This window comes from Microbacterium sp. Leaf179, assembly GCF_001423785.1.
GTDB lineage: Bacteria > Actinomycetota > Actinomycetes > Actinomycetales > Microbacteriaceae > Microbacterium.
The window spans coordinates 519763-537711 of record NZ_LMPH01000002.1 but is presented as its reverse complement, the minus strand read 5'-3'; the positions used below and the strand labels follow the sequence as shown (position 1 = coordinate 537711).

Genomic DNA, 17949 nt, shown 5'->3' with positions numbered 1-17949 from the left:
CTCTAGATATCCGTGTCAACGGGTCCGCGTGCCGACATCAGGCCCAATAACGTCCTTCTTGTCGCACCCTCGCGAATGAGGTCGCCGGCCGGTGTTCGGGTCACCGTCCTGCTGGACCTGCGAGGGCGACGGCCCCCGGTGGACGCGGCTTCGGACCACCGGGGGCCGCTTTCTTTCCCGGTGACGGTCGTCGGAGTCCTGACCACGAGGTGGAAGACTGGTGCGTCGGCGAGGGTCCCCTCCCTCCCGTCCCGTTCGAGGAGCCGCATCCGTGACCACCGCCACGCGCCCACCGCACACCGCCCGTTTCTTCGCCGTGTGCATCGGGGTCGGTCTTCTCGCGGGCCTCATGTCGGGCCTGTTCGGTGTCGGCGGCGGCACGGTCATCGTGCCCCTGCTCGTGCTGCTGCTCGGCTTCGACCAGCGCCTCGCCGCCGGCACTTCTCTCGCGGCCATCGTGCCGACCGCCTCGGTCGGCGTGATCACCTATGCGGTCGACGGGCACGTCGCGTGGCTGCCGGCGCTGATCCTCGCCGCGGGCGCCGTGGTCGGTGCGCAGATCGGCACGTGGCTCCTGCCGAAGCTATCGCAGACGGCTCTGCGATGGTCGTTCGTGGTGTTCCTCCTCGCCGTGATCGTCAGCCTGTACTTCGTCATCCCCTCGCGCGACGCCGAGCTGGTGCTCACCTGGGTCACCGGGCCCGGGCTCGTCGTCCTGGGTGTGGTCACCGGCATCCTGGCCGGACTGCTCGGGGTGGGGGGCGGCATCATCGTCGTCCCCGCGCTGTTGCTGCTGTTCGGCACGAGCGACCTGATCGCGAAGGGCACCTCGCTGCTCATGATGATCCCGACCGCGATCTCGGGCACCGTCGGCAACCTCCGCCGTCGCAACGTCGATCTCGTCGCCGCCGTGTGCGTCGGTGCCGCCGCGTGCGCGACGACCGCCGTGGGGGCGCAGATCGCGAAGGCCGTCGACCCCTTCGTCGCCAACGTGCTGTTCTCGATCTTCCTCGTCTTCATCGCCTCGCAGATCGCGGTCAAGGCCGTGCGCGGGCGTCACCAGCGCTGAGCTCGATCGACCGCTCCGAGCGGGACGTTCGCCGAGCGCGGCCGACGCCCCGCCGTAGACTTGCCCCGTGCCCGTGAACCCCGAACTCGTCGGTCGAGCCTTCGCGCCGACCGCTCCCTATCTGGTCGGCCGTGAGAAGGTGCGCGAGTTCGCGCGTGCCGTTTTCGCCGACGCCCCGCAGCATTCCGACCCCGACGCCGCGCGCGCGCTCGGCTACGCCGATGTGGTCGCGCCGCCGACGTTCGCGATGGTCGTGCAGGACCTCACTCTCCAGCAGCTGCTCGGCGACCCCGACTCCGGCATCGAGCTGTCGCGCCTCGTGCACGCGGAACAGCGATTCCGCTACACGCGCCCGATCGTCGCGGGCGACGAGCTCGTCGCGACGCTGTCGGTCACCGGCATCCGTTCGATGGGGGGCAACGCCATGATCACCAGCGAGGCCGAGATCGTGGATGCCGCAGGCGCTCACGTGGTGACCACGACCAGCATCCTTCTCGCCGGGGAGGCCGGAGCATGACCGGCTTCACCGTCGGCGAGGTCATCGCCGAACGCTCGGTCCACCTCACGCGCGAGTCGCTCGTGCGGTACGCGGGGGCGTCGGGCGACTTCAACCCCATCCACTACCGCGACGACATCGCCACCGCCGTCGGGCTCCCGGGCGTGCTCGCGCACGGCATGCTCACGATGGGGATCGCCGTCGGTACGCTCGCCGAGGCTCTGGGCGACAGCGGACGCATCGCCGAGTACGGCGTGCGCTTCACGCGTCCCGTCGTCGTCGACCCCGAGACCGGCGCCGACCTGCACATCAGCGCCAAGGTGGGCGCCGTCGACGACGAGATCGCCCGCATCGACCTCACCGTGACGTTCGCCGAGACCACCGTGCTCGGCAAGGCGCAGGTGCGGGTGCGGGTGTCCTGATGCCCGACGTCGTTCCGATCCCCCTGTCGCAGCTCACGACGCTGCGCACCGGCGGTGCCCCCGCCCGCATGATCGAGGCGACCACCGCAGAAGAGCTCATCGCCAGCCTGCGTGCGGTGTGGGCCGACCGTGAGGCGTGGTTCGTGATCGGCGGCGGGTCGAACCTGTTCGTCGGCGACGACGCGTTCGAGGGCACCGTCATCCGCGTGCGCACCACCGGCGTCGAGGAGCTCCCCGGTTCGGGTCCCGACACGGTGCGCGTGCGCGTGCAGGCGGGCCATGACTGGGACGCCCTGGTCGCCGAGACCGTCGAGCGGGGCCTCGCGGGCATCGAGGCCATGTCGGGCATCCCCGGCACGGTCGGTGCCGCCCCCGTGCAGAACATCGGGGCCTACGGTCAGGAGATCGTGCAGACCCTCGTCGAGGTCGAGCTGATCGACGAGTCCACCGGTGAGGTGTCGGTCGTTCCCGCGTCCGAGCTGGAGCTCGGGTTCCGCACCTCGGTGCTGAAGCAGCACTACGGCTCGGTGCCGGATCGTTCCGCGGTGATCCTGTCGGTCACCCTCGAGCTCGAGCGCGTCGGCGACGGCGAGCGACCGATCACCGGCGAGCAGTTGCGCAACGCCCTGGGGCTCGAGGAGCGCGACGCGGTGTCGTTGCGCTGGATCCGCGATCACGTGCTCGCGACCCGTGCCCGCAAGGGCATGGTGCTCGACGCCGAAGACCCCGACACCTGGAGCGCGGGCTCGTTCTTCCAGAACGCGATCGTGTCGCAGTCCTTCGCGCGGACGCTCCCCGCGGCGTGCCCCCGGTGGCCGATGACCCCGGTGCTCGACCCGGTGACCGTGATCCCGCTCGCCGCGTTCGACGGCATCCTGCCCCCGCCGCCCGTGGAGCGGCACGAGGTCAAGGTGAGCGCCGCGTGGCTGATCGAGAACGCAGGTCTGGGCCGCGGGTTCCGCTTCCCGCGCTCGCGCGCCGGCCTGTCGACCAAGCACACCCTGGCGCTCACGAACCGTGGCGAGGCGACGGCCGCCGAGATCGCGGAGCTCGCCCGTTTCGTGCAGGGCCGCGTGCAGTCCGAGTTCGGACTGCTGCTGCAGCCCGAGCCGGTGCTGGTGAACGTCGAGCTGTAGCCGGCTCGGTGGCGCGAGGTCGGTATCGGCTGGCCCCCGGGGAGCGTAACGGAGGGAGGAGCCGGGACGAGGGGAGGACGGATCGCGCGGTGCGATCCTCCGCCGGTCCCTGCTCCTCCGCTCGTCACGCCCGACGGCGCGCGGACGTCAGGAGAACAGGCGCTGGAGGCGCTGGACGCCCTCGAGGAGCTGTTCGTCGCCGAGCGCGTACGACAGGCGCAGGTAGCCGCTGGGGCCGAAGGCCTCGCCGGGCACCACGGCCACCTCGGCCTGCTCGAGGATGAGGTCGGCCAGCTCGAGCGAGGTGGTCGGGGTGACCCCGCCCCACTCGCGGTTCAGCAGCCCCTGCACGTCGGGGTAGACGTAGAACGCGCCGAGCGGGTTGGGCACCTCGACGCCGTCGATTTTCGACAGCTCCGACACGATCAGCCGACGACGACGGTCGAACGCCGCGCGGAACTGCTCGACCTCGTCCTGAGGACCGTTGAGGGCCGCGGCGGCCGCGCGCTGGGCGACGTTGTTGACGTTGCTCGACAGGTGCGACTGCAGGTTGGCGGCGAGCTTGATGGCATCGGCCGGTCCGACCATCCAGCCCACGCGCCACCCGGTCATGGCATAGGTCTTGGCGACGCCGTTGAGCAGGATCGTCTGCTCGGCGAGCTCGGGCACGGCCTCGACGATCGAGACCGCGCGGACGCCCTCGTACGTGAGGTTCTGGTAGATCTCGTCGGTGATCACCCAGATGCCGTGCTCGAGAGCCCAGCGGCCGATCTCGGCGGTCTCTTCGGGCGTGTAGACCGAACCAGTCGGGTTCGACGGCGACACGAACACCAGCACCGTGGTCTTGTCGGTGCGGGCGGCCTCGAGCTGGGCGACCGTGACCTTGTAGTCCTGGTCGGCGCCGGCGAACACCTCGACGGGCGTGCCGTCGGCCAGCGCGATCGCCTCGGGGTACGTGGTCCAGTACGGCGCGGGCAGCAGCACCTCGTCGCCGGGGTTCACCACGGTCTGGAACGCCTGGTACACGGCCTGCTTGCCGCCGTTGGTCACGACGACCTGCGTGGGGGCGACCTGCAGCCCCGAGTCGCGCAGGGTCTTGGCCGCGATGGCCTCGCGCAGCACCGGGAGTCCGGCGGCGGGGGTGTAGCGGTAGTTCGCGGGGTTCTGCAGCGCCTCGGCCGCGGCATCGACGATGAACGAGGGGGTGGCGAAGTCGGGCTCGCCCGCGGCATACGAGATGACCGGTCGGCCGGCGGCCTGGAGGGCCTTGGCCTTCGCGTCGACCTTGAGGGTCGCGGACTCGGCGATGGCGGACAGCTTGCGGGAGAGCGGGGCGCGGGAAGTCACGCTCCGAGCCTACTGTTCGCGCCCGCGCCCGACGAGAGGTGTGACGGCCCGCGAAGGTCGCCTCCGCCGGGAGCGGGGCCGCCTCGTCGGACTCCGGATGCCGAGCCCCCGACGCCCGCGCACAGGCCGCCCCCGCACGCGGTCCGGCGGGGGCGCGCGCGTGGGCTAGCGTGGCGGGCGTGACAGCAGAACCCCTGGCGCCCCCGCGTATCCACCGCCGCGCGATCGGGGCCCTGCTGAAGCTGGGCCTGGCCAGCCTCATCGTCGGCGTCGCCACCGGTCTCGCCGTGCTCCTTCTCGTGTGGATCGTGCACACGATCGAGCACCTCGTCTGGGGCCACGGAGAGGGACCGTTCCTCGACGGTCTGGCGATGCCCGCCGTGTGGTGGCTGCCGATCGTCACGGTCGGCGGGGCCGGGGTCGTGGCGGCGCTCGGGTGGTACCTGCTCCGTCGCTTCGGACGCCGGCTCGCCACCGTCGAGCAGGGCGTCGACGGCGCGCACATGCCGTGGTGGGAGACACTCGCCGACACGGTCATCCAGGTGACCTCGGTGGCCCTGGGCGCCTCGATCGGCAAAGAAGTCGCCCCCCGCGAGCTCTCGGCGATGGCGGGCTCGAAGGTGGTCCGCTGGTTCGGTCTCGATGCCCAGTGGGCCCGCATCCTCATCGCCGCCGCCGCCGGTGCGGGCCTCGCCGCCGTCTACAACGTGCCGCTGGCGGGGGCGTTGTTCACGCTCGAGATCCTGCTCGCGCAGTTCAGCGTCGGAGCGGCGGTCGTCGCCCTCTCGGTGAGCGCGATCGCGACCTTCGTGGCTCGTCCGCTCGTGGGCGACGGGTCGCTGTACCACGTGGCATCCGTCGAAGTGAGCCCCTCGCTCGTGGTCGCGGCCCTTCTCATCGGCCCGCTGATGGGGTGGGGGGCGACGAGCTTCGCGACGGTCACGAAGAAGCTCGCGCGCTTCCGTCCCACCGGCTGGAAGCTGCTGGTCGTCCTGCCCCTGACCTTCGCCGCGGTCGGCGCGGTGGGGGCGTTCTTCCCGTTGATCCTCGGCAACGGTCGCGCGCTCGCCACGGCGGGGTTCGACCTGTCGCAGCCCGCGCTGATCCTGCTGCTGCTCGCTCTGCTCAAGTACGTCGCCACGACCGTGTCGCTCGGCTCGGGCGCGATCGGCGGCACCCTTCAGCCCTCCGTGGCGATCGGGGCGGCGCTGGGGGCCGCGGCCGCGGCCGGGTGGGCGTTCGTCTGGCCCGGAGCCGACGGCACGGCGCTGGCGATCGTCGCGGCGGCGGCGTTCCTGGCATCCAACATGCGCGCCCCCTTCACCGCGATCGCGCTGGTGATCGAGTTCACCGACACGGGTTTCACCCTGCTGCTGCCGATCTTCCTCGCGGTCGCGGGGTCTCTCGCCGCGTCGCGCCTGTCGTCGCGTGCGGGGCTGCGCCGCTTCGCGCCGATCGACCCGGCGCGTCCCTGAACCCGCGCGTCGCGCCGCGTCCGTCTCCACCGGTGTACGGCGATGCGCCCCTCCCGCGTGGGCGGAAGGGGCGCATGAACCCGGGCGTCAGTCGAGGTACTTCGCGTACGCCGGCAGGGTGAGGAACGCCGGGAACTCCGCGCGCAGCGCCACCTCGCGGAACACCTCGGCGGCGTCGTCGAAGCGGTCGCCGTCGACGCGGTGCGCGTCGTCGAGCACCTCGGTCACCAACTGCTCGACGAACGACCGGGTGATCGCCGTGCCGTCGTCGGTCACGCGGTCCTGGTGGATCCACTGCCAGATCTGCGAGCGCGAGATCTCGGCGGTGGCGGCGTCTTCCATGAGGTCGTCGATCGCGACGGCCCCGAGGCCCCGCAGCCACGCCTCGATGTAGCGGATGGCCACTGAGACGTTGCCCCGCACCCCCGCCGTGGTGATCGGCAGGCCGATGCGCAGATCCAGCAGGTCGGCGGGCTCGACCTGCACCTCTTCGCGCAGGCGGTGGAGCTGATTCGATCCGTCGCCGAACGCGGCGTCGAACTCGGCGCGCGCCACCGGGATGAGGTCGGGGTGCGCCACCCAGGTGCCGTCGAAGCCGTCTCCGGCTTCGCGACGCTTGTCGGCGGCGACCTTCTCGAACGCGGCCTCGGTCACCTCGGGGCGACGCCGGTTGGGGATGAACGCGCTCATGCCGCCGATCGCGTACGCGCCCCGCTTGTGGCAGGTCTGCACGAGCAGCTCGGTGTAGGCGCGCATGAACGGCACCGTCATGGTCACGTCGCTCCGCCCCGGGAGCACGAAGCGCGCCCCGCGGCCGCGGTAGGTCTTGATGATCGAGAAGATGTAGTCCCATCGCCCGGCGTTCAGGCCCGCGCAGTGGTCGCGGAGCGCGAACAGGATCTCCTCCATCTCGAATGCCGCAGGCAGGGTCTCGATGAGCACCGTGGCGCGGATGGTGCCGTGCGCGAGGCCCAGTCGCTGCTCGGTGAACGTGAACACGTCGTCCCAGAGCCGGGCCTCCTCGGCCGACTCGATCTTCGGCAGGTAGAAGTACGGTCCCCGGCCCGCGGCGATCAGCGCGTGGGCGTTGTGGAACACGTACAGGCCGTAGTCGACGAGGGAACCGGATGCCGGCAGCTCGCGGCCGGAGCGGTCGATGAACGTCACGTGCTTCTCGGGCAGGTGCCACCCGCGCGGGCGCATCACGATCGTCGGCGTGCGCGCGGCGGTGACCTCGTAGCGCTTGCCCTCGGCACTGGTGAACGACAGCTGTCCGCGGATCGCGTCGAACAGCGAGAGCTGCCCCCCGATGACGTTCCGCCAGGTGGGGCTGGTGGCGTCCTCCTGGTCGGCGAGCCAGACGCGGGCGCCGGAGTTGAGCGCGTTGATCGTCATCTTCGGGTCGGTGGGGCCGGTGATCTCGACGCGGCGGTCTTCGAGCCCCGGTCCCGCCCCGGCCACGCGCCACGAGGGGTCGTCGCGGATGTGCGCGGTGTCGGCGCGGAAGTGGGGGTCGTCGCCCGTGCCGATCTCGAAGCGGCGACGCAGGCGCGCCGCGAGCCGGTCGTGACGACGGCGCGCGAAGCGGTCGTGCAGCTCGGTGAGGAAGGCGAGGGCGGCGGGGGTGAGGATCTCGCCGTCGCGTCCGTCGAGGGGCCGCTCGAGGCGCAGGTGCGGGGCGGATGCCGGAGGGTTCGGCATCCGGGATTCTTCGGTCATGGGCGGGGGAGAGGTGAGGAGGGTCATGGTCCTGGCTTTCTGTGCGTTCCCCCGTCGCCCCTCTCCGCCGTTCTTCTCCATCGCCCCTCTCGGGTCGATGAAGCCGTTGAGTGTCCAGGACACGCCGCAAAGGACGTGGCCGTTACGGCGGGTCTTGGACGCTCAACGGAGAGAGGGACGGGGGAGGGGGACGGGAGGCGAAGGGGTGGGGGTCAGTGGAACTGGGCGGTCTCGGTGGAGCCCGCGAGGGCGAGGGTGGCGCTGTCGGGGTTGAGCGCGGTGGAGACGACGTCGAAGTAGCCGGTCCCGGCCTCGCGCTGATGGCGCGTAGCCGTGTACCCGTGGGCTTCGGCGGCGAACTCGGCCTCCTGCAGCTCGACGTACGCGCTCATGGCGCGTTCGGCGTAGCCGCGGGCGAGGTCGAACATCGAGTGGTTCACGGCGTGGAAGCCGGCCAGCGTGATGAACTGGAAGGCGTAGCCGAGAGCGGCCAGGTCGGCCTGGAACGTGGCGATCTGCTCGTCGTCGAGGTGGCGCTTCCAGTTGAAGCTCGGCGAGCAGTTGTAGGCGAGCTTCTTGCCCGGGTAGCGGGCGTGGATCGCCTCGGCGAAGCGACGCGCGAGCTCGATGTCGGGCTCGCCCGTTTCGACCCAGAGCAGGTCGGCGTAGGGCGCGAAGGCGAGGCCGCGCGCGATGACCGACTCGAGCCCCGGTCGCACCCGGTAGAAGCCCTCGCTCGTGCGTTCGCCGGTGAGGAAATCCGCGTCGCGCGGGTCGACGTCGCTGGTGAGCAGGTCGGCGGCCAACGCGTCGGTGCGTGCGATGATCACGGTCGGCACGCCCGCGACGTCGGCGGCGAGACGCGCGGCGTTCAGGGTGCGGATGTGCTGCTGGATCGGCACGAGCACCTTGCCGCCGAGGTGGCCGCACTTCTTCTCGCTGGCGAGCTGGTCCTCCCAGTGGATGCCGGCAGCCCCCGCCTGGATCAGCGACTGCGCGAGCTCGTAGGCGTTCAGCGGGCCGCCGAAGCCGGCCTCGGCGTCGGCGACGATCGGCGCGAGCCAGTCCCGGGTGATCTGCCCCTCGGCGCGCTCGATCTGGTCCTGTCGCAGCAGCGCGTTGTTGATGCGCCGCACGACCGCGGGCACGCTGTTGGCGGGGTAGAGGCTCTGGTCGGGGTAGGTCTGGCCCGCGAGGTTGCCATCGGCGGCGACCTGCCAGCCCGACAGGTAGATGGCCTTGAGGCCGGCGCGCACCTGCTGCACGGCCTGCCCGCCGGTGTAGGCGCCGAGGGCGCGAACGTATTCCTCGGTGTGGATGAGGTTCCAGAGGTTCTCGGCTCCCCGGCGGGCGAGGGTGGACTCCTCGCGGACGCTTCCGCGGAGGCGGACGACGTCGTCCGCCGAGAACGTGCGCTCGATGCCGTCCCAGCGGGGATCGTTCTCCCACGCGGTGCGGATCTCGTCGGCGGTCTCGGTCTGGTCGCCGGGGCGCAGGGGCTGCGGGGCGGGGGTGGCCTGGATCGTCATGAGCGTTCTCCTTCGGATGCCGGGGCTGCGGTGCCCCGTGGAGACCACTGTCCGCGAAGAACAACCCCGCCAATCGAAGTTTCTCGTGTGAAGATCGCGCGATCTTCTGTTCCAGTGAGAACATGGCGCATGGACACCGGCGTCTCCGCTTCTTCGGCATCCCTCCCGTTCGACGATGACGAGGTGGACACCCTCACCATCGGCCGACGCATCCGCCAGCTGCGCACCGCTCGCGGCATGACGCTCGACGACCTGGCCGCCGCGGTCGGTCGCGCGCCGAGCCAGATGTCGATGATCGAGAACGGCCGCCGCGAGGCCAAGCTCACCCTGCTGCAGGCGATCGCGCGGGCAGTGGGATGCACGCTCGACCAGATCCTGGATGCCGAGCCTCTCGACCCGCGCGCGACGCTGGAGCTGTCGGTGGAGCGCGCGATGCGCGGGCCCACCTTCCAGGCGCTGGGCATCGCCCCCTTCCGCGTCGCACGCGCGGTCCCCGACGAGGTGCTCGCGGCGATGCTGACGCTGCAGGGCGAGATCGAACGCCTCCGCGAGGAGCGGTCGGCGACGCCCGAGGAGGCGCGTCGGGCGAACGTCGCTCTCCGTCGTCTCATGCGCACGCAGGACAACCACTTCCCCGAGCTGGAGCGGGTGGCATCCGAGATGCTCGAGGCGATCGAGCACCCCGGCGGTCCCCTCACGCAGCGCGGCGCAAGCGACATCGCCGCGCACCTCGGCTTCTCGCTGCACTACGTGCCCGACCTGCCGTCGTCGACGCGGAGCATCGCGGATGCCAAGAACGGGCGGCTCTACCTCTCGACCACGGTCGCGAAGGGCGACCCGCGTGCGGCGGTGCTGCAGGCTCTGTCGAGCCGCATGCTCGGCCATGGCGAGCCGACGAGCTACGAAGAGTTCCTCCGCCAGCGGGTCGAGACGAACTACCTGACCGGGGCGCTGCTCATGCCCGAGGCGCACGTCGTGCCGGCGCTGCGCGAAGCGAAGGAGCGGCGCACGATCAGCATCGAAGACCTGCGCGACGCCTACTCGGTGTCATACGAGACCGCCGCGCATCGCTTCACCAACCTCGCGACGGTGCACCTCGGCATCCGGGTGCACTTCCTCAAGGTGCACGAGTCGGGCACCATCACGAAGGCGTACGAGAACGACGACGTGAACTTCCCCACCGACCGGCTCGGTTCCATCGAGGGGCAGATGTGCTGCCGACGGTGGACGAGCCGCGTCGTGTTCGACGAAGACGACCTCTTCAACCCGTACTACCAGTACACCGACACCGGCAACGGCACGTACTGGTGCACCGCGCGCGTGGAGCAGTCGAGCGAGGGGGCGCACTCGGTCAGCGTGGGCGTGCGCTTCGACGACACGCGCTGGTTCCGGGGCCGCGATACCCCCAACCGCGGGGTCTCGCGGCACGCGGTCGAGACGTGCTGCCGCCGCGCGCCCGCCGATCTCGAGGCTGCGTGGCGCGACAAGGCCTGGCCGAACGTGCGCACCCCGCGGACGCTGCTGGCGACCCTGCCGACCGGGGCCTTCCCCGGCGTCGACACGACGGAGTTGTACGAGTTCCTGGAGGCGCACGCGCCGCGGGGGTGAGGTGGGGTTCGCGGCGCTGGTGCGGTGTGCCCGTGCCGTGCGCCCGTGTGCGCAACGGCGGGGCTTCTCGGTGTCACGCCGGGGTGGGATGCCGGTGGGTCGGCGTGTCGGTGATTGTCCCGCCGTTGTGCTCGGGGTCGGGGCGCCGGGGCGCGGACAAGCCCAGTGCCCGGAAGGACCGGGACGTCAGCGGGCCAGGTGGAGGCCGCGTTCCACGTAGGCCATGATCGCCCGTTCCACCGTGGGCCAGTCGTGGACCACGAGGGCGTAGTCGAACCGCAGGGAGACGAAGCCCCACGCGGCCGCATGAGCGTCGCGCCGCAGGTCGCGGTGCCTGTTCGCGGTGCCCTCGTGGTTGCCCGCTCCGTCGATCTCGACGATGAGGGCGTCGCCGATGAGCAGGTCGACGCGGCCGACCGAGATGATGTGCATCTGGGTTCGCACCGGGAGGTTTCTGTGCCTCAGTCGCCACCGGACGATCGACTCGAGGCCGCTGTCGGCGTCGGACCGCGCGAAGTCGAGCGCGTCGCGCGCGAGGTCGCTCGTATGGCTCCGCAGCCACGTCTTCCCCGACGACGTCAGCATGCCGAGGCGGAGGGCGGACTCCACGGAGACGAAGAACTCCTCGACTCCCCGGCACCGCAGGATCTGGCGCAGGATGCGCGGGACCGACGGCAGAGCGAAGGCGTGTCCGGGGGCGGCATCGTCCCAGTGCGGACGACAGGTGCACTCGTCGTGGGCGTACGCGTGGCCTCCTCCGCGCATCCAGACGTGGATCGGTTGTTCCGCGGCGAGAGTCCACAGCCCGAGGTGCCTCGCCGCGGTGACGCACGCCGCTCGCCCTCCGTGGAGTGCCGCGGTCACGACGGGCGCGCAGGCCCCGCGCTCCGCATAGACCCCGCGGCGCAGATGCCGTAGTTCTCCCGCCTCGACGGCCGAGGCGATGCTTCGGCGTGATCGTCCCCGTGCGCGCAGGCCGGAGAACGTCTCGATTCCCTGACCCGGTGCGCACATCACGACAGGATGCCGCCGGCGTGCACCCGGGCCCGCCCCGAATCCGGAACCTGTGGACAGTCCTCTCTTGGGGAGGAGCCGCCACCCCGCCGTCACCGGTGCATCGCCCCTCGGCATCCCGTGCACAACGGCGGGTCGTCTCCGCGACGCGCCGTCGACGGATGCCGAGTCCCCGGCGTGTCCAAGATCCCTCCGCCGTTGTGCCCCCGCGGCCGTGGGCTCGGTTCGGGCGCCGGTCGGCCGACATCCGGACGGCTGTGCACCGGCATCCCGTGCACAACGGCGGGGCGCCTTCTCGACGCGCCGTCGACGGATGGCGGAACCCCGGCGTGTCGAAGATCCCCCCGCCGTTGTGCCCGGCCGCGCCCCTCAGGCCGCGTTCCAGCGCAGCCGCGGGGCGCCGAGTCCCGACCGCAGGGCGGCGGGGTCGGCGACGGGGAACATCGTGACGATGAGACCGTCGACCGCGTAGGCCAGGGCGGCGGCGCCGTCGGGGAGCGGGTCGCCGAAGGCGATGCGGGTCGAGCGGCCCTCGACGGCCTCGTCGATCGCGTCGGCGCGGGAGAGAAGGGATGCCGCGGCGGCGGTGACCCGCGAGAGCAGGGTGCCCGACCCCGTCCAGGGGGAGAACGCCCCGCCCTCGAGGCCGCAGGCGAGAGCCAGGTCGTCGGTGAGCCACCGTTCGCGCTTGAGACCGTAGGGGGTGGGCGTGGTCGACAGCAGGTAGCCGTAAACGTGCAGCAGGCCGGCGTTACCGACGGGCCACGAGGCCTCGAGCTCTGCCCGCAGGTGCAGCTCGTTGAACAGTGCCCGGGAGAGCACCGCCTCCCCGACGTTCTCGTCGACCACCGTCGAGCGGCCCCACGCGGCGAACCGGCCCGCGGCGGCGTCCTCGGCGAGGGATGCCGCGAGCCACGGCAGAGACGAGATCGCCGAGGAGGGGTCGAGGGCACCGAGCGCCGCGGCGGTGTCGAGAGCGGGGGAGGAGGTCACCGCTTCACGCTAAGCCGAGAGCCGGGGCGCACAGGCGCCGTTCATCCAGCGTTTACACGGCGTGGACATAGCGTCCACATTCGAGGTGCACGATGGACGCAACGTCCACGACAGGAGTTCCCCCGTGCCCCGCCCCGTCCTCATCTTCGACTTCGACGGTACCGTCGCCCTCGGCGACGGCCCCCTGTTGGCCTACGCCCGCGCGGTCGCCGTGCACACGGCATCCGCTGCCGACTTCGTCTCCACCGTCTCGGCCCACCTCGCCGCGCCCTCGGCCGACGTCATCGACGGATACGACGCGGTCCGACGCCTCGCACTCGACGCCGGGGTCGACGACGCCGCGCTGGCCTCCGCCTACTCGACGAGTCGCGCGCAGCTGGCGGGCCCCGATGCGCCCGTGTCGACCGCCGCCGAACTGGCCGGGTTCCTCGCCGAGGTGGATGCCGAGCGCCTGCTCGTCACGAACGCCCCGGCGACGCGACTCGACGACGCGCTGGCCGCCATGGGCCTCAACGGCCTGTTCGACCGCATCGTCACGGACGCCGCGAAGCCCGCCGGTCTCGAACTGCTTCTCGATCAGCTCGCCGCCGGCACCCCGGTCCTCGCCATCGGCGACGTCTGGCGCAACGACCTCGCTCCCGCCCACGCCCGCGGTCTCGCCACCGCCCTGGTCGGCGGCTACGCCAATCCGGCCGCGGAGCCCACCTTCCGTGCCGACACCCTCGACGAGCTGCTGCCCGCGCTCGCCGAGTGGGTCGGCGCCGCCCACGTCGACGCTCCCCCCGCCGATCACCTCCCCTCCCACGCCTGAACCCCACCCGAATCGCAGAGGAATCATGAACACTCGTCGCATCCGTCTCGCCGCGGCCTTCGCCACCGCCGCTCTCACCTCGATCGCCCTGGCCGGCTGCTCCGGTACCGCGGGCGCCGCCTCCGAACCCGCCGCCGACCCCAGCTCGTTGGTGCTCGCCCTCGTCCCCTCGCAGGACCAGGCCAACCTCGTCGACACCGCGAAGCCCCTCACCGACATGCTCACCGAGAAGCTCGGCATCCCGGTCAGCGGCGTCGTGTCGAAGGACTACCAGGCCGCCGTCGAGGCGATGGGAGCGGGTCAGGCCCAGATCGGCTTCCTGCCCTCGCTGCAGCTGTGGCAGGCGCACGACCGATACGGCGCCTCGGTCGTGCTGCAGACCGAGCGCAACGGCAACATCACCTACCCGGGCCAGTTCATGACGAACGACCCCGACAAGTACTGCGACACCCCCGTGGTCGAGCGCGACGGCATGTCGTTCTGCAACGGCGCCGACGCGCTGCAGGGACCCGCCGGTCTCGACAGCATCACCAAGATCGCGGGAGCCAAGGTCGCCGTCCTCGGCCCGGGATCGCCCGCCGGCTACATCTACCCGATGCTCGCGCTGAAAGAGGCCGGTGTCGACATCGACAGCGGCTTCCAGCAGGTGCCCGTCACGGCCAACGACGCCTCGGTGCTCGCGGTCTACAACGGCGACGCCGAGGTCGGGTTCAGCTTCTGGGACGCCCGCACCCTGGTGAAGAAGGACAAGCCCGACGTGGGCCAGAAGGTCGTCGTCTTCGGCCTCACCGCCGAGATCCCCAACGACGGCGTCGCCGTCTCGAAGGACCTCTCGCCCGAGCTGCAGCAGAAGATCTCGTCGGCGCTCGCCGAGTACTCCACCACCGACGAGGGCTCGGCGGCCCTGAAGGCCGTCTACTCGATCACCAAGCTCGCTCCGGCAGACCCCGCCTCGCTCGACGTCGTCGCCCGCGCCGCTCAGCAGCTCGGACTCCAGTGACGACCGGTTCGCTCACCCCGGGCGTCGAGGCGCAGGCCTCGGCGCCCTGGGGCATCCGTCTCGACGGCGTCTCGGTGCGCTACCCCAACGGCACCATGGGGCTGCGCGACGTGAGCGTCGACATCGCGCCCGGTGAGCTCATCGCCGTCGTGGGTCTCTCGGGCTCGGGCAAGTCCACGCTCATCCGCACGATCAACGGTCTGGTGCCCGCGACCTCCGGCGTCGTCCAGGTCGGCGGTCGCCGCGTCGACGGGGCCTCCGGTCGGCGCCTGCGCGAACTCCGTGGGCACATCGGCATGGTGTTCCAGAGCTTCAACCTCGCCGGGCGCACGAGCGTGCTCAACAACGTGCTGGTCGGGCGCCTCGCGCACACCCCGCTGTGGCGCACGCTCCTCGGCGCGTATCGCGAAGACGACCGACGCCTCGCCTTCGAGGCCCTCGACCGGGTCGGCCTGCTGCCCAAGGTGTGGGACCGCGCCTCGGCGCTGTCGGGCGGCCAGCAGCAGCGCGTCGCGATCGCCCGCGCGCTCACCCAGCAGCCCCGCATCGTGCTCGCCGACGAACCGGTCGCGAGCCTCGACCCGCCCACGGCCCGCGGCGTCATGGACGACCTGCGTCGCATCAACGTCGACCTCGGCATCACGGTGCTGGTCAACCTGCACCTGCTCGACCTCGCCCGCGAGTACGGCACGCGCATGATCGGCATGCGCGCCGGGGAGATCGTCTACGACGGGCCGGCGGCATCCGCCACCGACGCCGATTTCGCCCAGATCTACGGTCGCTCGGTGACCGCCGCCGACAGGCTCGAGCGATGACGGCGTTGAGCGTCCCCACCCGCCCGAAGGGCCGATGGATGCCGTGGACCGCCGCGGGCGTCGTCGTCGCGGTGACCGTCTTCATGTGCCTGCCGGTGGTCGGGGTGGGCCTCGACGTCGGGGCCATCGCCCGCAACTGGCAACAGGGTGCTCTGCGGGTGGGCGAACTGCTCACGCCCGACTGGTCGTTCTTCCCGCGGACGGTCGGCCCCATCCTCGAGACGCTGCAGATGGCCGTCATCGGCACGGCGGTCGGGGCCGCGTTGTCGCTTCCCCTGAGCTTCTGGGCCGCTCGACCCACCAACCCCACGGGGTGGACGCGGTCGCTGGTGCGCGGCATCCTGAACGTCATCCGCGCCGTGCCGGAGCTCGTGTACGCCGCCGTGCTGGTCGCGATGGTCGGGGTCGGGGCTCTTCCCGGCATCCTGGCGCTGGTGCTGTTCAACGTCGGCATCATCGTCAAGCTCGTGTCGGAGTCGATCGACGCGAGCGACATCGGCCCGCTCGAGGCGGGACGGGCCGCGGGGGCGACGCAGACGCAGATCAACCGCGCGATCGCCCTGGCCGACACCTGGCCCGCGTTCGTGTCGCAGACGCTCTACGTCTTCGAGCTCAACGTCCGCGCCTCCACCGTGCTGGGCCTGGTCGGCGCGGGCGGCATCGGCCTGCTCATCGACGCCGTGCGCACCTTCTACCGCTACGACCAGCTGTCGCTCGTCATCGTCGAGATCCTCGTGATCGTCGTCGTGCTCGACGCCGTCAGTGACGCGATCCGCCGGAGACTCGTATGACCGCCCTCGCCCCCGCCCGCCCCGCGGCCCTCGCCCTGCCGCCCCGCCGTCAGCGGCCCCTGCGCACCCTGTCGTGGCTGGTGGTCGGCGTCATCGTCGTCGCCGCGTTCTGGTCCGCCGACATCACCTGGTCGCGGCTCGGTGAACTGCCCGCCGAGATCGCGCGCTACCTCGGCCTCATGTTCGTCTCGCCGAACTGGGCCAAGCTCCCCGAGGCCCTCTGGCAGACCTGGCGCAGCGTCGAGATGGCGTGGATCGGCACCGTCCTCGGCATCCTGATCGCGACGCCCCTGTCGTTGATCTCGGCGCGCGGTTTCGGTCCGGCGCCGGTGCGCGCCGTGCTGCGCTTCGTCTTCTCGCTCGTGCGGGCCGTCCCCGAGCTCGTCTTCGCGATCATCATCCTCTCGGTCACGGGTCTCACCCCTCTCACCGGCGCTCTGGCCCTCGCGATCGGCGGGGTCGGAACCCTGGGCAAGTGGGGCTACGAAGCCGTCGAGAACGTCGCCCCGGGGCCGATCGAGGCCGCCCGCGCGGCGGGGGGATCCACCGCGCAGGTGCTGCGGTGGGGTGTGTGGCCCCAGGCTGCTCCCACCTTCCTGTCCTTCTGGCTCTACCGCTTCGAGATCAACGTGCGCGCCTCGGCCGTGCTCGGGCTCATCGGAGTGGGCGGCATCGGCGACATGCTCACCTCCTACACCCAGTACCGTGAGTGGTCGACGGTCGGCATGCTCCTGATCGTCGTGGTCATCGTCACCGTCGCAATCGACGCGGTCTCGGCCCGCATCCGCCGCCGCATCATGGAGGGTCCTCGTGTCCGCAGCTGAGGTGCCCACGACCGCGCGGATCGCCGCGGTGCGCAACTCCCTGCAGCCCAGCGAACGCCGTGTCGCCGACCTCATCGTCGACGACCCGGATGCCGTGATCGAGCTGACTGCGCAGCAGCTCGCCGACCGGGTCGGAGTGGGACGGTCCACGGTCGTGCGCGCCTGCCAGACGTTCGGGTACCGCGGGTATCCGCAGCTGCGCGTGGCCCTCGCCGCCGAGCGCGGGCGTCGACCGGCGCCGACGACCGACGCGGGCGACGGCGCCCTGGGCGGCATCCGCTCGGCCATCGATCGCATCGCCGACGATCTGCGCGCGGCCACGAGCCTGCTGGATGCCGACGGGGTCGACGCCGCCGTCGAGGTGGTCGTGGGTGCGCGACGGCTGCTGGTGGTGGCGAGCGGCCTGTCGGCTCCGGTCGCGACCGATCTCGCGATGCGCCTGACCGCGGTGGGTCGCCCCGCCGAGACCCTCGGCGACCCGATCGGTCAGCAGATCGCCGCGCGGCACCTCTCGGCCGACGACGTGTGCGTCGTGATCAGCGGGTCGGGGGCCAACGAGGCGAGCCTCCGCGCGGCGCAGGCGGCGCGGGCCGCGGGCGCCCGAGTGATCGCGGTGACCTCGTTCATGGCGTCGCCCCTCACGGAGCGCGCCGATCTCTCGCTGGTGCTCGCCTCGGGCGGAACCTTCCGCGACGAGCTCGAACACACCTCGCGCATCGCGCACGCGGTCTTCGCCGAGGCCTTCGTCGACGCCGTGGCGCGCGCGCGGGCGGGCGAGGCCGATCTCTCGCGCGAGCGCGTGCTCGAGATCCTCTCCGACAACCTCGGCGACGCCGGCTGACCGCCGGTGCGGGGCATTTGTCCGGCCGACGTGACGCCGCGATCCGGGCGCCGGTGTAC

The 17949-nt window shown here is 71.5% G+C and carries 17 protein-coding genes; 12 read left to right on the top strand and 5 right to left on the bottom strand.

Annotated features, from left to right (window positions below):
- The first annotated feature begins 271 nt into the window (after window positions 1–271).
- From ASF96_RS10030 to ASF96_RS10015, 4 genes are all read left to right on the top strand, one after another.
- Window positions 272–1069, top strand: a complete 798-nt coding sequence (locus tag ASF96_RS10030) for a sulfite exporter TauE/SafE family protein (RefSeq protein WP_055838922.1) — start codon at window positions 272–274, stop codon at window positions 1067–1069.
- Between the two features lie 67 nt (window positions 1070–1136).
- Window positions 1137–1586: an FAS1-like dehydratase domain-containing protein gene (locus ASF96_RS10025; protein ID WP_055838919.1), complete on the top strand. Its 450-nt coding sequence runs from the start codon at window positions 1137–1139 to the stop codon at window positions 1584–1586.
- Complete coding sequence (locus ASF96_RS10020) at window positions 1583–1987, top strand: MaoC/PaaZ C-terminal domain-containing protein (protein ID WP_055938665.1); 405 nt, start codon at window positions 1583–1585, stop codon at window positions 1985–1987. Before ASF96_RS10025 ends, ASF96_RS10020 begins: the two co-directional genes overlap by 4 nt.
- Window positions 1987–3123 (top strand): UDP-N-acetylmuramate dehydrogenase, encoded by a 1137-nt coding sequence (locus ASF96_RS10015; protein ID WP_055938663.1) that lies wholly within the window; start codon window positions 1987–1989, stop codon window positions 3121–3123. Before ASF96_RS10020 ends, ASF96_RS10015 begins: the two co-directional genes overlap by 1 nt.
- Window positions 3124–3270: 147 nt before the next feature.
- Here ASF96_RS10015 and ASF96_RS10010 read toward each other — a convergent pair whose 3' ends face one another.
- Window positions 3271–4470, bottom strand: coding sequence for a pyridoxal phosphate-dependent aminotransferase (locus tag ASF96_RS10010; protein WP_055838909.1), 1200 nt, complete (start codon window positions 4468–4470; stop codon window positions 3271–3273).
- 179 nt (window positions 4471–4649) lie between these two features.
- Here ASF96_RS10010 and ASF96_RS10005 point away from each other — a divergent pair, with 179 nt between their 5' ends.
- Window positions 4650–5945, top strand: coding sequence for a chloride channel protein (locus ASF96_RS10005; protein WP_055938660.1), 1296 nt, complete (start codon window positions 4650–4652; stop codon window positions 5943–5945).
- An 87-nt stretch (window positions 5946–6032) separates the two neighbouring features.
- Here ASF96_RS10005 and aceB read toward each other — a convergent pair whose 3' ends face one another.
- Both aceB and aceA read right to left on the bottom strand, forming a co-directional pair.
- Window positions 6033–7691 (bottom strand): malate synthase A, encoded by a 1659-nt coding sequence (gene aceB / locus ASF96_RS10000; protein WP_055938657.1) that lies wholly within the window; start codon window positions 7689–7691, stop codon window positions 6033–6035.
- A 185-nt stretch (window positions 7692–7876) separates the two neighbouring features.
- Window positions 7877–9193, bottom strand: coding sequence for an isocitrate lyase (gene aceA, locus ASF96_RS09995; RefSeq protein WP_055938654.1), 1317 nt, complete (start codon window positions 9191–9193; stop codon window positions 7877–7879).
- 129 nt (window positions 9194–9322) lie between these two features.
- Here aceA and ASF96_RS09990 point away from each other — a divergent pair, with 129 nt between their 5' ends.
- Window positions 9323–10801: a helix-turn-helix transcriptional regulator gene (locus ASF96_RS09990; protein ID WP_055938650.1), complete on the top strand. Its 1479-nt coding sequence runs from the start codon at window positions 9323–9325 to the stop codon at window positions 10799–10801.
- 186 nt (window positions 10802–10987) lie between these two features.
- Here ASF96_RS09990 and ASF96_RS09985 read toward each other — a convergent pair whose 3' ends face one another.
- Together ASF96_RS09985 and ASF96_RS09980 are read right to left on the bottom strand one after the other, a co-directional pair.
- On the bottom strand, window positions 10988–11566 hold the full coding sequence (locus ASF96_RS09985; protein ID WP_235560574.1) for an endonuclease domain-containing protein: 579 nt from the start codon (window positions 11564–11566) through the stop codon (window positions 10988–10990).
- Between the two features lie 618 nt (window positions 11567–12184).
- Window positions 12185–12808 (bottom strand): hypothetical protein, encoded by a 624-nt coding sequence (locus tag ASF96_RS09980; protein WP_055938643.1) that lies wholly within the window; start codon window positions 12806–12808, stop codon window positions 12185–12187.
- Window positions 12809–12932: 124 nt separating this feature from the next.
- On the opposite strand from ASF96_RS09980, the gene ASF96_RS09975 reads away from it, so the two are divergent.
- Genes ASF96_RS09975 through ASF96_RS09950 form a run of 6 tightly spaced genes read left to right on the top strand, consistent with a single transcriptional unit; the run spans window position 12933 to window position 17890 of the window.
- Window positions 12933–13619 carry an HAD family hydrolase gene (locus tag ASF96_RS09975; protein ID WP_055938640.1) on the top strand — a complete coding sequence of 229 codons (687 nt, stop codon included), beginning with the start codon at window positions 12933–12935 and terminating at the stop codon, window positions 13617–13619.
- Between the two features lie 25 nt (window positions 13620–13644).
- Complete coding sequence (locus ASF96_RS09970) at window positions 13645–14619, top strand: phosphate/phosphite/phosphonate ABC transporter substrate-binding protein (RefSeq protein ID WP_055938637.1); 975 nt, start codon at window positions 13645–13647, stop codon at window positions 14617–14619.
- A complete protein-coding gene (gene phnC / locus ASF96_RS09965) occupies window positions 14616–15434 on the top strand; it encodes a phosphonate ABC transporter ATP-binding protein (RefSeq protein ID WP_055938634.1) in 819 nt (272 codons plus the stop codon). The genes ASF96_RS09970 and phnC overlap by 4 nt, the downstream gene beginning before the upstream one ends.
- Window positions 15431–16225 (top strand): phosphonate ABC transporter, permease protein PhnE, encoded by a 795-nt coding sequence (gene phnE / locus ASF96_RS09960; RefSeq protein ID WP_055938631.1) that lies wholly within the window; start codon window positions 15431–15433, stop codon window positions 16223–16225. The genes phnC and phnE (ASF96_RS09960) overlap by 4 nt, the downstream gene beginning before the upstream one ends.
- Window positions 16222–17049, top strand: coding sequence for a phosphonate ABC transporter, permease protein PhnE (gene phnE, locus ASF96_RS09955; protein WP_055938628.1), 828 nt, complete (start codon window positions 16222–16224; stop codon window positions 17047–17049). The genes phnE (ASF96_RS09960) and phnE (ASF96_RS09955) overlap by 4 nt, the downstream gene beginning before the upstream one ends.
- Window positions 17036–17890, top strand: a complete 855-nt coding sequence (locus tag ASF96_RS09950; RefSeq protein ID WP_055938625.1) for a MurR/RpiR family transcriptional regulator — start codon at window positions 17036–17038, stop codon at window positions 17888–17890. Before phnE (ASF96_RS09955) ends, ASF96_RS09950 begins: the two co-directional genes overlap by 14 nt.
- Window positions 17891–17949 lie beyond the last annotated feature (59 nt).